At 70.8% G+C, this 13766-nt stretch carries 12 protein-coding genes; 7 read left to right on the top strand and 5 right to left on the bottom strand.

Annotated elements, in window-relative coordinates:
• Positions 1 to 64: 64 nt before the first annotated feature.
• The gene (locus BJY18_RS04830; protein ID WP_184778018.1) at positions 65 to 1054 is read left to right on the top strand and encodes a malate dehydrogenase; all 990 of its coding nucleotides are present in this window, start codon (positions 65 to 67) and stop codon (positions 1052 to 1054) included.
• 182 nt (positions 1055 to 1236) lie between these two features.
• On the top strand, positions 1237 to 2160 hold the full coding sequence (locus BJY18_RS04825) for an NADP-dependent oxidoreductase (RefSeq protein WP_184778016.1): 924 nt from the start codon (positions 1237 to 1239) through the stop codon (positions 2158 to 2160).
• A 36-nt stretch (positions 2161 to 2196) separates the two neighbouring features.
• Here BJY18_RS04825 and BJY18_RS04820 read toward each other — a convergent pair whose 3' ends face one another.
• Positions 2197 to 3102, bottom strand: coding sequence for a LysR family transcriptional regulator (locus tag BJY18_RS04820; protein WP_184778014.1), 906 nt, complete (start codon positions 3100 to 3102; stop codon positions 2197 to 2199).
• Positions 3103 to 3191: 89 nt separating this feature from the next.
• On the opposite strand from BJY18_RS04820, the gene BJY18_RS04815 reads away from it, so the two are divergent.
• Positions 3192 to 4523 carry an aspartate aminotransferase family protein gene (locus BJY18_RS04815; protein ID WP_221457564.1) on the top strand — a complete coding sequence of 444 codons (1332 nt, stop codon included), beginning with the start codon at positions 3192 to 3194 and terminating at the stop codon, positions 4521 to 4523.
• Positions 4520 to 6037, top strand: a complete 1518-nt coding sequence (locus BJY18_RS04810; protein ID WP_184778012.1) for an APC family permease — start codon at positions 4520 to 4522, stop codon at positions 6035 to 6037. Before BJY18_RS04815 ends, BJY18_RS04810 begins: the two co-directional genes overlap by 4 nt.
• 7 nt (positions 6038 to 6044) lie before the next feature.
• Here BJY18_RS04810 and BJY18_RS04805 read toward each other — a convergent pair whose 3' ends face one another.
• From BJY18_RS04805 to BJY18_RS04790, 4 genes are all read right to left on the bottom strand, one after another.
• Entirely contained in the window at positions 6045 to 7295 is a 1251-nt protein-coding gene (locus BJY18_RS04805) for an MFS transporter (RefSeq protein ID WP_184778011.1), read from the bottom strand.
• Positions 7296 to 7541: 246 nt separating this feature from the next.
• Complete coding sequence (locus BJY18_RS04800) at positions 7542 to 9593, bottom strand: M3 family metallopeptidase (RefSeq protein ID WP_184784423.1); 2052 nt, start codon at positions 9591 to 9593, stop codon at positions 7542 to 7544.
• Positions 9594 to 9695: 102 nt separating this feature from the next.
• Positions 9696 to 10400: a histidine phosphatase family protein gene (locus BJY18_RS04795; protein ID WP_184778009.1), complete on the bottom strand. Its 705-nt coding sequence runs from the start codon at positions 10398 to 10400 to the stop codon at positions 9696 to 9698.
• Positions 10401 to 10429: 29 nt separating this feature from the next.
• Complete coding sequence (locus BJY18_RS04790) at positions 10430 to 11272, bottom strand: undecaprenyl-diphosphate phosphatase (RefSeq protein WP_184778007.1); 843 nt, start codon at positions 11270 to 11272, stop codon at positions 10430 to 10432.
• A 160-nt stretch (positions 11273 to 11432) separates the two neighbouring features.
• Here BJY18_RS04790 and BJY18_RS04785 point away from each other — a divergent pair, with 160 nt between their 5' ends.
• From BJY18_RS04785 to BJY18_RS04775, 3 genes are all read left to right on the top strand, one after another.
• Positions 11433 to 12401, top strand: a complete 969-nt coding sequence (locus tag BJY18_RS04785) for an aldo/keto reductase (RefSeq protein WP_184778005.1) — start codon at positions 11433 to 11435, stop codon at positions 12399 to 12401.
• A gap of 98 nt (positions 12402 to 12499) precedes the next feature.
• Positions 12500 to 13516 carry a YncE family protein gene (locus BJY18_RS04780; protein ID WP_184778002.1) on the top strand — a complete coding sequence of 339 codons (1017 nt, stop codon included), beginning with the start codon at positions 12500 to 12502 and terminating at the stop codon, positions 13514 to 13516.
• Positions 13513 to 13737, top strand: a complete 225-nt coding sequence (locus BJY18_RS04775; RefSeq protein WP_184777999.1) for a DUF5703 family protein — start codon at positions 13513 to 13515, stop codon at positions 13735 to 13737. The genes BJY18_RS04780 and BJY18_RS04775 overlap by 4 nt, the downstream gene beginning before the upstream one ends.
• Positions 13738 to 13766: the final 29 nt, after the last annotated feature.

The raw sequence follows: 13766 nt of genomic DNA, 5'->3' as shown, positions 1-13766 counted from the left end.
GCCCGTGCCGGAGGGCTAACATCCCAGCTACTAGCCACAGTCGTCTCAAGCTGGAGAACCCGCTATGACCCAAGCCCCTGTCAACGTCACCGTCACCGGCGCCGCCGGCCAGATCGGATACGCGCTGCTCTTCCGCATCGCCTCCGGTCAGCTGCTCGGCGCCGACACCCCGGTGAAGCTGCGCCTCCTGGAGATCCCCCAGGCGGTCAAGGCGGCTGAGGGCACCGCGATGGAGCTGGACGACGGGGCGTTCCCGCTGCTGTCCGGCATCGACATCTTCGACGACCCGAAGCAGGCGTTCTCCGGCACGAACGTCGCGCTGCTCGTCGGCGCCCGCCCGCGCAGCAAAGGCATGGAGCGCGGCGACCTGCTCGAGGCCAACGGCGGCATCTTCAAGCCCCAGGGCGAGGCCATCAACGCCGGCGCGGCCGACGACATCCGCGTCCTGGTGGTCGGCAACCCGGCCAACACCAACGCCCTGATCGCCCAGTCGCACGCCCCCGACGTGCCGGCCGACCGGTTCACCGCGATGACCCGCCTCGACCACAACCGCGCGCTGGCCCAGCTGGCCAAGAAGCTCGGCGTCGCCGTGACCGACCTCAAGAAGGTCGCGATCTGGGGCAACCACTCCGCCACCCAGTACCCGTCGGTCCAGCACGCCGAGGTCAACGGCAAGAACGTCGCCGAGACCATCAACGACCAGGCCTGGCTGACCGACACGTTCATCCCGACCGTCGCCAAGCGCGGCGCCGCGATCATCGAAGCCCGCGGCCTCTCCTCGGCCGCCTCGGCCGCCTCCGCCGCGATCGACCACGTCCACACGTGGGTCAACGGCACCCCCGAGGGCGACTGGACCTCCGCCGGCGTCGTCTCCGACGGCTCCTACGGCGTCCCGGAGGGCCTCATCTCCTCCTTCCCCGTCACGGCGAAGAACGGCAAGTACGAGATCGTGCAAGGCCTGGAGATCGACGAGTTCTCCCGCCCCCGCATCGACGCCTCGGTCGGCGAACTGGCCGAGGAGCGCGACGCGGTCCGCAAGCTCGGCCTCATCTGAGTCCCCGCTGTCCCCGGAAGGGCCGTCACGGATCTGTTCCGGGGCGGCCCTTCCGTCGTTCCGGGAGCCACCGCGGCGCTGTGACGTGCGGCTCAGCCGGTTGCCCCTCACATCGGTGTGAGGGCTGACGATGGCCGCAGGACCCGGAACGACCGGGTCGCTCACCCGGAAGGCGGCGGAAAATGGGACAGGCGTGGGGTTTCGGCAGGTATGGCGGACCCGAGGTGCAGGAGTTGTTCGATCGTCCCGATCCGGTCCCCGATCGCGCTGAAGTCCTGATCCGGGTCGACGTCGCCGGCGTGAACCCGCTCGATCACCTCCTGCGCGCGGGCCTGGTCCCCGGGCTCGACGGTGGCCGTCCGTTCCCCCTGGTGCTGGGCATGGAGGCCGCCGGCACGGTGCTCGCCCTCGGCGAGGACGTCGACGGGCTCGAGATCGGCGACGCGGTCTTCGGCTTCGCCCTCACCGGCGGCGGCACCTACGCCGAGACGACAGTGCTGTCCGCGCCGAACACCGCGCGCATCCCGGCCGGGCTCTCCGCCACCGTGGCGGCAACGCTGCCCATCGCCGGGACGACCGCGCTCGACGCGCTCGACCAGCTCGACCTCCCGGCCGGCGGCACGATCCTGGTCAACGGGGTCGGCGGCGGGGTCGGCATGGGCGTCGCCCAGCTGGCCGCGGCACGCGGCCTGCGCGTGATCGGCACCGGGAGCGCCGCCAAACGCGAACCCGCCGAAGCCGCCGGGGCGCGGTTCCTCGACTACACCGCCGGTGACATCGTCACCGCGGCACGCCAACTGGCACCGGACGGCTTCGACGGGATCGTCGACCTGGTCGGCGGCACCTCGCTCCGCACGGTCGCGCCACTGGCCCGGGACCCCCGCACCGTCATCGCCGTGGGCGACGCGTCCGTGTCCGACCTCGGCGGACGTTTTGTCGAACGCCGCCTCGACCGCGAGAACCTGGAGCGCACCGCCCAGCTGGCCCTCGACGGAGTCCTCACGCCCCTGATCACCGCGATCCACCCGCTCTCCGACGCACCCGCCGCCCTCGCCACCATCGAAAACGGCCACACCGCAGGCAAAGTCGTCATCAAGGTGACCTGACGAGCTGCCCCCTCGGTCGCGACCGGGCGCCGGTGCTCAACTCCGGTGCCCGGCCGCCTCCTTCGCGGTACGCACCGCGACCTCGGCGAAGTTCCGCGCGGCCGGCGGCGCATCAGCCCGGCACGCGACCGCCACCGTGCACTCCGGCAGGTCCGTGATCGGCACGAACCGCACCCCAGGACGAACGTAGAACCGGCCCGCCGAGGCCGGCACGATCGACAAACCCCGCCCCAACGCGACCGCCTGCAGCTCAGCCTCGAAAGTGGCCGCTTCACACGCCACCGTGGCCGGCTCATCCCGCACATCGTTCAGAATCCACGAATCACGCCACCGCCCCGCACCGGGAGCGGCCACGATCGGCTCGTCCAGCAGCCTCGCCACGTCCACCTCCGTCTGCCCGGCCACCGGATGCCGCTCCGGAACACACGCGACACACCCCTCGGTCCGCAAGGTCAGCTCCCGCACTCCGGACAGCTCCAGCGGCGGCCGGACGATCGCCACGTCCGTCTCCCCGGTGTCCAGACCGCACCGCGGCACGGAAAAGTCGTACTCCACCAGCTCGACATCCAGCTCCGGATACCGATCGGCGAACGCCCGCATGATCGCCGGAACGAGATCCACCACCGCGCCGATCAGATACCCGACCCGCAACGTGCCGACCTCGCCGACCGCCATCCGCCGCGCCAGGCCGACCGCCTCCTCGAACCGCGCCAGCACCGCCCGCGCCTCGACCAGGAAAGTCTCCCCCGCCGGCGTGAGCGACGTGGCCCGCGTCGTCCGCGCCAGCAGCCGGAAACCCAGCTGACCCTCCAGCTGCCGGATCGTGTAACTCAACGACGGCTGCGCGATCCGCAACGCCTCGGCAGCCCGCGTGAAGTTCGCCGCGTCGGCCACCGCGACGAAGGCACGCAAATGCCGCAGCTCCACATTCATAGCGGGCATCTATGAAGTCTACGTGATTCGGTCTTTCCGCCGGACCACTCCTCCTTCCTACGCTGAGACACGCTTTCCCCCACTGCCAAGGAGAAACCGTGACGAGCACCCTGACGGACGCAGCCGACCTGCAGCTTCTCGGCAAGGAGGCGCTCCTGCACGAGCCCCCGGGCGGCGACCCGGAGAAGCTGACCCTGGTCCGCGCCCAAGGCTCCCTGGTCTGGGACGACCAGGGCAACGAATACCTCGACTGCACCGCACAGGCCTGGTCGAACAACCTCGGCGCCGGCGACCCCCGCGTGATCGAAGCCGCGATCGCCCAGACCCGCGAGCTCACCCACGCCCGCCCCACCTTCCACACCCCCGCACTGCTCGAACTCGCCGCGCTCATGGTGTCGATCGCACCCGGGCAGCTCAACCGCGTCGGCTTCACCCTGCACGGCTCGATGGCGGTGGAAATGGCGCTCAAACTCGCCCTCCGCAACCGCCCCGACGCCGAACACGTCGCCGTCCTGCACGACGGCTACCACGGCCGTTCCATCACCACGATGGCCGCCAGCTGGCCGCACCCGCAGAACGCGTTCGGCCGCCTGCAACCACACTTCCTGCGCCTGCCCCGCCCGGACCTCTACCGCCCCCGCCTCGGCAGCACCGGCGAAGAGGACACCGAACGCACCCTCGCGGTCGTGCGCGACATCCTCGAAAAGGGCACCGAAGGATCCGTCGCCGCCCTCATCTACGAACCCCTCCAGGGCAACGGCGGGCACAACGAGTTCTCCCCCCGCTGGCACCAAGGAATCCGCGAACTCTGCGACGAGTTCGGCATGCTCCTGATCATCGACGAAGTCCAGACCGGACTCGGCCGCACCGGAAAGATGTGGGCCAGCGAGTACTACGACCTCGACCCCGACATCCTCGTGTTCGGCAAGGGTGTGGGCGGCGGCTTCCCGCTCGCCGGCGTGCTCACCAAACAGGAGTACGCGAAGTTCCAGGCCGGCGACGACCAGCTCACGTTCGGCCAGTTCCCCATCTCGATCGCCGCCGGGCTCGCCGCCGTCAGCGCTATCATCGAGGACGACCTGCCCGCCCGCGCCGCCGAACACGGCCACTACGCGACCGAACGGCTGCGGGAGATGCAGACCCGCCACCCCCTGATCGGCGAGGTACGCTCCCCCGGCCTGATGGTCTCCCTCGAACTCGTACGCGACCACGTCACCAAGGAACCGGCCACCACCGAGGCACACGAAGTGTTCGTCCGGGCACAGCGCAAAGGCGTGATCTTCGGCGAAAGCCGCTACGCGAGCCTCGGCAGCCTGATCAAGATCAAGCCCCCGCTCGACATCACCCGCGACCAGCTCTCCCACGCCCTCGACGTCCTCGACGAGGTCCTCACCGACGTCGAAACCGACCACGGGATCGGCCCCCGATGACGGCGCCCGAACGCCCGTCGGAAACCCGCGCCGACGCCACGCCGGTCTCCGACGACGACGACCTCACCACCCTCGGCTACCGTCCGCAGCTGCGCCGCACCATGAGCTCGTTCACCGCGTTCGCGCTCGCCTTCTCCATGGTCTCGATCAACACCGGCATCATCACCCTGTTCACCGACCCCTACCAGTTCCTCGGCGGATCCGCGGTGTTCCTGTGGCTGCCGGTGCTCCTGCTCGTGCTGACCCTGGTCGCGGTCTACGCGCACCTCGCCGGGCGAATGCCCATCACCGGATACGCCTACCAATGGTCGAGCCGGCTCGTCGGACCGAACTTCGGCTGGTTCACCGGCTGGATCGCGCTGATCTCGTTCCTCGCCGGCACCGCAGGCACCGCGGCCGCCGTGGGCACCGTCTTCGCCCCCGAGATCTGGACGGACCCGACCCCACGCCAGATCCAGCTGCTGTCCATCGGCTGCACCGTGGTCGCGGCCGTGCTGAACATCATCGGCGTCAAGGTCGCGACGCGGATCAACAACATCGGCGCGTCCATCGAGCTGATCGGCACCGTGGTCCTCGGCATCGTGCTGATCGCCGGCCTGCTGACCTTCTTCGGACACACCGAAGGGCCGGCAATCCTGACCGACACGAAACCACTGAGCGGCAGCGCGGTGACCCTCACCGGAGTCTCCCTGGCCGCCTTGCTGCCCGTCTACGTGCTGCTCGGCTGGGAAGGCGCGGCCGACCTCGCCGAGGAAACCCTCGACCCGCGCCGCGCCGCACCCCGCGCGATGTTCCGCGCGGTGATCGTGTCCGGCCTGATCGGCTTCGTGATCTTCGCCCTCCTCGGCATGGCCCTGCCCGAGGACCCCGCCGGCTTCTTCGCCAGCCCCGAAAACCCCGTGCTCCGGCTGCTGGCCGTCCACTTGGGACCATTCGCCCGTGCACTGATGATCGTGGTGGCCTTCGCCTCGATCTTCGCCTGCCTGATCGCCAACATGGCAGTGGCCACGCGGATGACCTTCGCCCTCTCCCGCGACAACATGCTCCCCGCCTCCCGCGGCCTGCAGAAGGTCACCAGCCGCAGCCGAGCCCCGGCCCGCGCGATCATTTTCGTCGCCGCGGTCGCGATCGGGCTGAACCTGCTCAACGACGGCCTCGTGGGCCAGATCTACGCCATGGTCGGGCTGACCTACTACCTGGTCTACGGACTGACCCTGATCGCCACCGCGATCGCGTCCCGCCGCGGCCGCATCCCCGCCGCCCGCCCCGGCGTGTTCGACCTCGGCCGCTGGCTCAACCCGATCGTCGTGCTCGGCCTGCTCTGGTGCGCCGCGGTCGTCACCGCACTCACCGTGCCCGAGGACAACCGCCAGAACGCGATCACCGCGGCGGTCGTCCTCGGAGTCGGCTTCCTGTGGTGGGTCCTGGTACTGCGCCGGCGCCTCAAGAACGGCGAAGCGGGCCCGCCCACCGCGCGCCCCACCGCGCACGACACTCAGCCGACCCCGGAATGACAGCCGGTCAGGCCACGCTGTCCTTCACCGGCACCGGATCACCGAGCCGCACCCGCTGCGAACGCGTGGTCAGGGAGATCGCGGCGGCAGCCAGCGTACTCACCGCGAGGAATCCGAACGCCGCCGCGAACCCGAACCGGTCCGCGAGCCAGCCCATCACCAGCGGCGCGAGCACCCCGGCCAGCTGCCCACCGGTGTTCACCAGCCCCATGCCCGAACCGACCAGGTCCCGCGGGAGCACGCGCAGCGGCAGGCCCACGATGCCGATCGAGGCCAGCGCGCTGAAGAACATCGCCAGGGTCTGCAGCACGGTGAACATCGTCGCCGACTCGGCCAGCAGCATCGGCACCAGCAACACCGCGGCGACCACCAGAGCGGGCACGACGAGCCGCCGCGCGTCCCGGTCGAACCAGCGGCTCATCAGCCAGCCTCCGATCATCACGCCCACCGCGTTGACCAGCTGCGGGATCGCCGCCGACACGCCGGCGGCGACCAGCGACAGGCCCTTCGCCTCGACCAGGTAGGAGGGCACCCAGGTGATCATCCCGTAGGCCAGCATGTTGAAGAAGGCGAACATCAGCGCGCACCGGATCACCAGCCCGTTCCGGAAGACCCGCGACACCGGCACTTTCGCCGGCTCGGGCAGCCCCTCCGGCTCGGTCAGCGCACGCGGCAGCGGCGGGGGAAGCAGTTTCCACAGCGCGATGCCGACGATCAGGCCGGCGGCCGCAACGATCCAGAACGTGTGCCGCCATCCCGCGGCCACCACCAGCGGCGCGACGATCAGCGGGCCGAGCCCGGCGCCGACGGAGTTCGATGCCAGGATCAGGCCGGCGCCCCGGCTGCGGCCGGCCTGCGTGGTGCGTTCGGCCAGCGCCTTGAACGAAGCCCCGGGGAACAGCGCCTGCGCCACCCCGAACAATGCCCGCAGCACCAGCAGCACGGCCAGCCCCGGGGCGAACCCGGTGGCGGCGGTGAACACCGACCACGCCACCAGTGAGATGACCAGCAATGGCCGTGCACCCACCCGGTCGGCCAGCAGGCCACCCGGCAGCTGACCGATCAGGTACGCGATCGCGAAAGCGGACACCACCAGTCCCTGCGTGGTGCGCGACAGCCCGAACTCGGCACCGATCAGCGGCAGCGCGACCGCGATCATCACGCGGTCGATGTAGTCGATGATGAAAACGCCCACCAGCAAGGTGAGAGTCGTGCGCTCCGTCCGCCGGACGGTCGCGGAAGTGCTCGAAGTACCCACCCGAGGTGCCTCCCGTGGCTTGACGATGAAGCATTGTGGGGCCACGGACCCCGGGTGCGGCTTCGTCCGATCCGCCGACAGAACCGTCCCGGTTCGGTGAATCGCACGAAGTGGCCGACCGCCACCCCACCGGAGGCGGCCGGCCGCTTCAGTTGCTGTTCGGTGTTGCTGGCTCGGACTTCGTAAACGGCTTATACGGTATGGAAAACACCAAACCCGCGCCGTATAGGGCGTTATACACTTGGATCAGGCGTTACCGAGTCCCCGGCGTTCGAGCAGGGGCTGGATTTCCGGGGCCCGGCCGCGGAAGGTCGCGAAGGCTTCCATCGGGTCGACGCTGCCGCCGAGGCCCAGCAGGGTGCGCCGGAAGTGGTCGCCGTTCTCGCGCTTCAACCCGCCGTTCTCGGTGAACCACTGCACCGTGTCGGCGTCGAGGACCTCGCTCCAGATGTAGGAGTAGTACCCCGCGCTGTAGCCGCCGGCGAAGACGTGGTTGAAGTAGGTCGTGCGGTACCTCGGGGGGATGCTCGCCACGGCCACGCCGGCCTTGTCCAGCGCCTCGGCCTCGAAGCGCTGGACGTCCTCCACGCGGTCGTCCGGGCCGAGGCGGTGCCAGGCGAGGTCGAGCAGCGACGCGGCCAGGTACTCGGTCGTCCGGAAACCTTCGCCGTACTGCTCGGCGGCTTGGAGCTTCGCCACCTGCTCGGCCGGCAGCGGCTCGCCGGTCACGTGGTGCTTGGCGTAGTTCGCCAGCACCTCCGGCCACATCTGCCACATCTCGTTGACCTGCGAGGGATACTCCACGAAGTCCCGCGGCACGCTCGTGCCGGAGAAGGCGGGGAACTCCACCCCGGACAGCAGCGAGTGCAGTGCGTGCCCGAACTCGTGGAACGACGTGCGCACCTCGTCCAGCGACAGCAGGGTGGGCTCCCCCGCCGGCGGCTTCGACACGTTCAGCACGTTGACCACCACGGTGCGCTTGCCGAGCAGCCGCGACTGGTCCACGAAGTTGTTCATCCACGCGCCGCCACGCTTGGAGTCGCGGGCGTAGTAGTCCATCAGGAAGAGACCGAGCTCGCTGCCGTCGGCGTCGCGCACCTCGAAGATCCGCACGTCGGGGTGGTACTTCGGCAAATCGTGCCGTTCGGTGACGCTCAGGCCGTACAGCCGGTTCGCCGCGTGGAAGACCCCGTCGTGCAGCACGCGGTCCAGCTCGAAGTACGGCCGCAGCGCGGCAGTGTCCACGTCGTAGCGTTCCCGGCGGACCCGCTCGGCGTAGAACGCCCAGTCCCACGGCTGCAGCGTCGCACCGGGCACGTCCGCTTCCAGGTACCGCTGCAGTTCCACGGCTTCCGTCCGGGCGTTCGCCACCGCGACCGGGGCCAGCCGTTCGAGCAGGCCGCTCGCCGCTTCGAGCGTCTTCGCGGTCTGGTCCTCGATCACGTACGACGCGTGGTTCGGGTAGCCGAGCAGCGCGGCCCGCTCCGCGCGCAGCCGCGCGATCTCGAGGACGACCGCCTTGTTGTCGGACTCGTTGTCCCGGTTGCCGCGCGACACCGAAGCGGTGAAGACCCGCTCGCGCACCGCGCGGTTCTCCAAGGACTCCAGCGCGGCCTGCGCGGTCGGCAGGGTCAGCGTGAGCACGTACTTCCCGTGCAGACCGCGCTCCCCCGCCGCCGCGGCGGCGGCCGCGACCGCACCTTCGCCCAGACCGGCCAGCTCGGCCTCGTCGTCGAGCACGACGGCGAGATCGTTGGTGTCCCGCAACAGGTTCTGGGAGAACCGGGTCTGCAGGGTGGACAGTTTCCCGTTCAGCTTCCGCAGCTTCTCCTGCTCGGCCTCGGCCAGCCCGGCGCCGGACCGGCGGAAGTCGGTGTGCACCCGCTCCAGCAGCCGCAGCTGTTCCGGCGACAGGCCGAGATCCGCGCGCCGCTCGTGCAGCGTGTCGATCCGCGCGAAGAGCCGCGGGTCGAGGTGGATCGCGTCGGAGTGCGCAGCCAGCCGCGGCGCCAGCTCGGCCTGGACTTCCTGGTTGGCCTCCGAGGCGTTCGAGCCGATGAGGTTGAAGAACGTGCCCGACACCCGCGTCAGCAACGCGCCCGCGCGTTCCATCGCGGCGATCGTGTTCTCGAACGTCGGCTCGGCCGCGTCGGTGGCGATCCGCTCGATCTCCGCGGTGTGCTCGGCGAGCCCGGCCTCGAAGGCGGGCCGGTAGTGCTCGTCGGAAATACGGTCGAAGGGCGGCAGCTCATAGGGCAGCTCGCTGGGGGCGGCGAACGGGTTGTCCGGCGAAATCATCGGGTAGCGCTCCTGGTTCTCCACGTCGGTCCCGCCCACCCTACGGGGCGGCGCACCCGCCGAAGGGACCATCGCGAGTCTCCGGGGTCGCCCGGAGCACCGTCACCGGCCGGTGCTGCCCCCCACCACGGCATCACCGCCGGCCTTCTTGGCGCGCCGGCCCTTCTTCGGCGGCGGAGGCACCACCCCGGACAGATCGCCGCCGTGGTCGTTCACGCGCAGCACGAACGGCCGCGTCTCGGTGTAGCGCACCACCGAGACCGACGCCGGGTCGACCACGATCCGCTGGAAGGAGTCGAGATGCTGGCCCAGCGCGTCGGCGAGGATCGCCTTGATCACGTCGCCGTGGCTGCACGCCACCCACACCGCGTGGTCGCCGTGCTCGGCGGTGATCCGCGCGTCGTGCGCCCGGATCGCAGCGACCGCACGCGCCTGCATCGCGGCCAGGCCCTCCCCGCCCGGGAACACCGCGGCCGAGGGATGCGCCTGCACCACCCGCCACAGCGGTTCCTTGACCAGCGTCTTCAGCTCGCGCCCGGTCCACTCGCCGTAGTCCACTTCGGACAGCCGCGGCTCCACGGTCCGGTCGAGGCCCAGCTCCCCCGCCAGCGGCCCGACCGTCTGCTTGCAGCGCAGCATCGGCGACACCACGAGTTCGGCGACCGGCACGCCGGCCAGCCTGCCGGGCAGCGCGGCGGCCTGGCCCCGGCCGGTGTCGTCGAGGCCCACCTTCGGCGTGCGCCCGGCGAGCACCCCGGACCCGTTCGCGGTGGACTTCCCGTGCCGGAGCAAGATGACCGTACTCACGCCGCCACCCTATCCGGTGATCGCGGTGCTCAGCTCCCGACCGGTCCCGCGTTCGGGTCGAGCACCCCACCGAAGATCAGGCCGAACAGCAACACCCCGAGCACCACCCGGTAGATCACGAACGGCACGAAGCTGCGCCGCTTGATGTAGGCCATCAGCCAGGCGATCACCAGGTAGCCGACGCCGAACGCGACGAGCGTGGCGAGGATAGTCGGCCCCCACTGCGCGCTTTCGCCGTTCTTCCCGATGTCGGTGAGCTTGTACAGCCCGGAGCTGAACACTGCGGGCAGCGCCAGCAGGAACGAGTACTCCGCGGCCTCCGAGCGGGTGTAGCCCATCAGCAGGCCGGCGCTGGTCGTGCCGCCGGAGCGGGACACCCCGGGGATCAGCGCGAGTGCCTGCGCGAAGCCGAAGCCCAGCCCGTGCGGCACGTTCAGCTGGTCGAGGGTGCGCTGCTGCTTCCCGATCCGGTCGGCGATCAGCAGGATGATCCCGAACACGATCAGCGTGGTCGCGGTGATCCGCAGATCGCGGAAGGTGGCGTCGATCTGGTCCTGCAGCAGCAGCCCGAGCACCCCGATCGGAAGCGAGCCGACGATGATCAGCCAGCCCAGCCGCGAATCGGGGTCACTTCGCCACTCTGGGCGGAACAGGCCGAGGAACCAGGCCCGCAGGATCCGGCCGATCTTCTTCCCGAAGTAGAGGATCACCGCGAGTTCGGTGCCGATCTGGGTGACCGCGGTGAACGCCGCGCCCGGATCGTCCCAGCCCGCCAGCGCGGCCACGATCCGCAGGTGCGCGCTCGAGGAGATCGGCAGGAACTCGGTGAGCCCCTGCACCAGCCCCAGCACCAGGGACTCGAACCACCCCATCAAGCCGCTCCCGCCCCGGCGCCCGCCCGGGCGCCGTCCAGTCCGATTCGCACGAGCGGTGAACCTATCGAGTGGATCGCGCGCCGCCGCGCCGGGGTCCGCCCCGACACGGGTCACCTTGGGCGGGCCGCGCGCCGGTCGCCCACTAGGCTCGCCGGTCGTGGAGAAGCGACAGCTCGGCCGGTCGGGACTGCGGGTCTCGCGTATGGCTCTCGGCACCATGACCTGGGGTGGCGACACCGATCCGGACGAGGCGGCCAGCCAGCTCGTCGCCTTCGTGGACGCCGGCGGCACGCTCGTGGACACCGCGGACATCTACGCCGAGGGTGAGTCCGAGCGGATGCTCGGCGGGCTGCTCGGCGATCTCGTCCCGCGTGACGACGTGGTGCTGGCCACCAAGACCGTGGCCCGGCGCACCGAAGGACCGTTCGGCGGCGGCGCCTCGCGCGGCGCGCTGCTGTCCGCGCTGGAGGGTTCGCTGCGCCGGCTCGGCACCGATCACCTCGATCTGTGGCAGCTGCACGCGTGGGACGCCGGGGTGCCCATCGAGGAGACGCTCTCCGCGTTGGGTCACGCGGTGAGCAGCGGAAAGGTCCGCTACGTCGGGGTGTCCAACTACTCCGGGTGGCAGCTGGCCACGGCGGCCGCGCTCGCCGCGCCGGAGGCGCCGGTGATCAGCGGGCAGTTCGAGTACTCGCTGCTGGAGCGCGGGATCGAACGCGAAGTCGTGCCCGCCGCCACGCACCACGGTGCCGGCGTCCTGCCGTGGGCACCGCTGGGCCGCGGCGTGCTCACCGGCAAGTACCGCACCGGCACCCCGGCCGACTCGCGCGGTGCCTCGGCCGACTACGCCGGATACGTCGAGTACCACCGCACCGAACGGGCGGCCCGGATCGTGCAGGCCGTGGTCACCGCGGCGGAAGGCCTCGGCACGTCACCGCTGGTCGTGGCGCTGGCCTGGGTCCGCGACCGGCCCGGGGTGGTCGCCCCGGTCGTCGGCGCCCGCGACACCGGGCAGCTGACCGGTTCGCTCGCGGCCGAGGAGCTCACCCTCCCGCCGGCCATCCGCAGTGCGCTGGACGACGTCAGCGGGATCGAGTTCGGCTACCCGGAACGGGGTACCCGGTGAGCGGCGGGTGTCGGGTGAGTGACAGGGACGTGACGGCTCGGGGATCCTGGAGGATGCTGGTGAGGACAGCTCGCCGGAAGAACGTCGGAGGCCCTCAGGTGCGTCGGCTCAGCGCCGCGTCGCGGTTCGCGATCCCGCTCGCCGGTGCCCTCGCGCTGTCCGCGTGTTCCTCGGGCGGGCAGGCCGACACCGATTCGCTGCAGGTCGTGGCGAACCCGGTGGCCGCGGAACCGGCCGTCTCCCCCGCTCCCGCGGTGTCGCCGGCCGGCCAGGTGCTGGCCATGCCCGCGGTCTCCGCGATCGCGACTGACACCCGGAGCCACACCCTCGTCGTGGCGGTGAAGCAGCCGCCGTCGGTCCGCGTCTACGATCTGGACGCGCTCGGCGAGACGAAGGCGACCGTCCCGCTGCCCGCGCCCGCAGAATCGCTGACCGCCTCCGAGGGCCAAGCCATCGCGAGCGTGCCCGGCAAGGGCGTGCTCGCGCGGATCTCGCTACCGGGCGGGCAGCTCGAGACCGAACCGGTCACCGGGCAGCCGGCCGAGGGCGTATCGAGTGGTGCGGACACGCTCGTGGCCGTACGCGACCGCAAGGCGGTCGAGGTGCTCTCCGGCGGCAAGGTCGCGAAGACGATCACAGGCCAGCTCTACAGCGCGGACGGTGTCGTGGACACCGGAGCCGGCGTCGTGGTCCTCGACCGGCTGCGCACCGCCGTGTTCAGCGTCGACGTGGCGGCCGGAACCATGGGCGAGGGCCTGCGCGCGGGCGAGGGCGCGGCCAACGCGGTCGCCGATTCCTACGGCCGGGTGCTGGTCACCGACGCGCGCGCCGGTGCGCTTCTCGCGTTCTCGACCAACCCGCTGATCCTGCGCCAGCGGTACCCGGTGCCCGGCGGAGCGTACGGCCTCGCCTACGACCACCAGCGCAATCTCGCCTGGGTCACCCTCACCGGGCGAAACGAGGTGGTCGGGTTCGACGTGCGAGGCGGCGAACCTGTGGAGAAGTACCGATTCCCGACCGTCCGCCAGCCGGATTCGGTCGGCGTGGACGACCGGAGCGGCCGCGTGCTCGTGGGCTCGGCCGCCGGAGAAGGGACCCAGGTGATCCAGCCATGACGACGGCCGAAGAGGCGGTGGTCGAAGGGGACTGGGAGTACCGCCGGCTGCGCCTGCCCCCGGCGGTGTCCCGGCGTGCGGCGATGATCCAGCTCTCCATCCACGCCGAGTTCGCCGGCTGGGAGCTGCGCACAGTGCGGCTCTACGCGGACGGCACCCGGCGGGTCTGGCTGCGCCGCAAGCGCACCGCCACCTCCCAGGCCTCCGGCCTCACCACCTGACCCTCGCGAGTGGCGCGGCCGGTTCTCGC

The organism is Amycolatopsis jiangsuensis (assembly GCF_014204865.1).
Taxonomy (GTDB): Bacteria; Actinomycetota; Actinomycetes; order Mycobacteriales; family Pseudonocardiaceae; genus Amycolatopsis; species Amycolatopsis jiangsuensis.
Note: the sequence above shows the minus strand (reverse complement) of the source record. Positions and strands in the feature narration are given on the sequence as shown.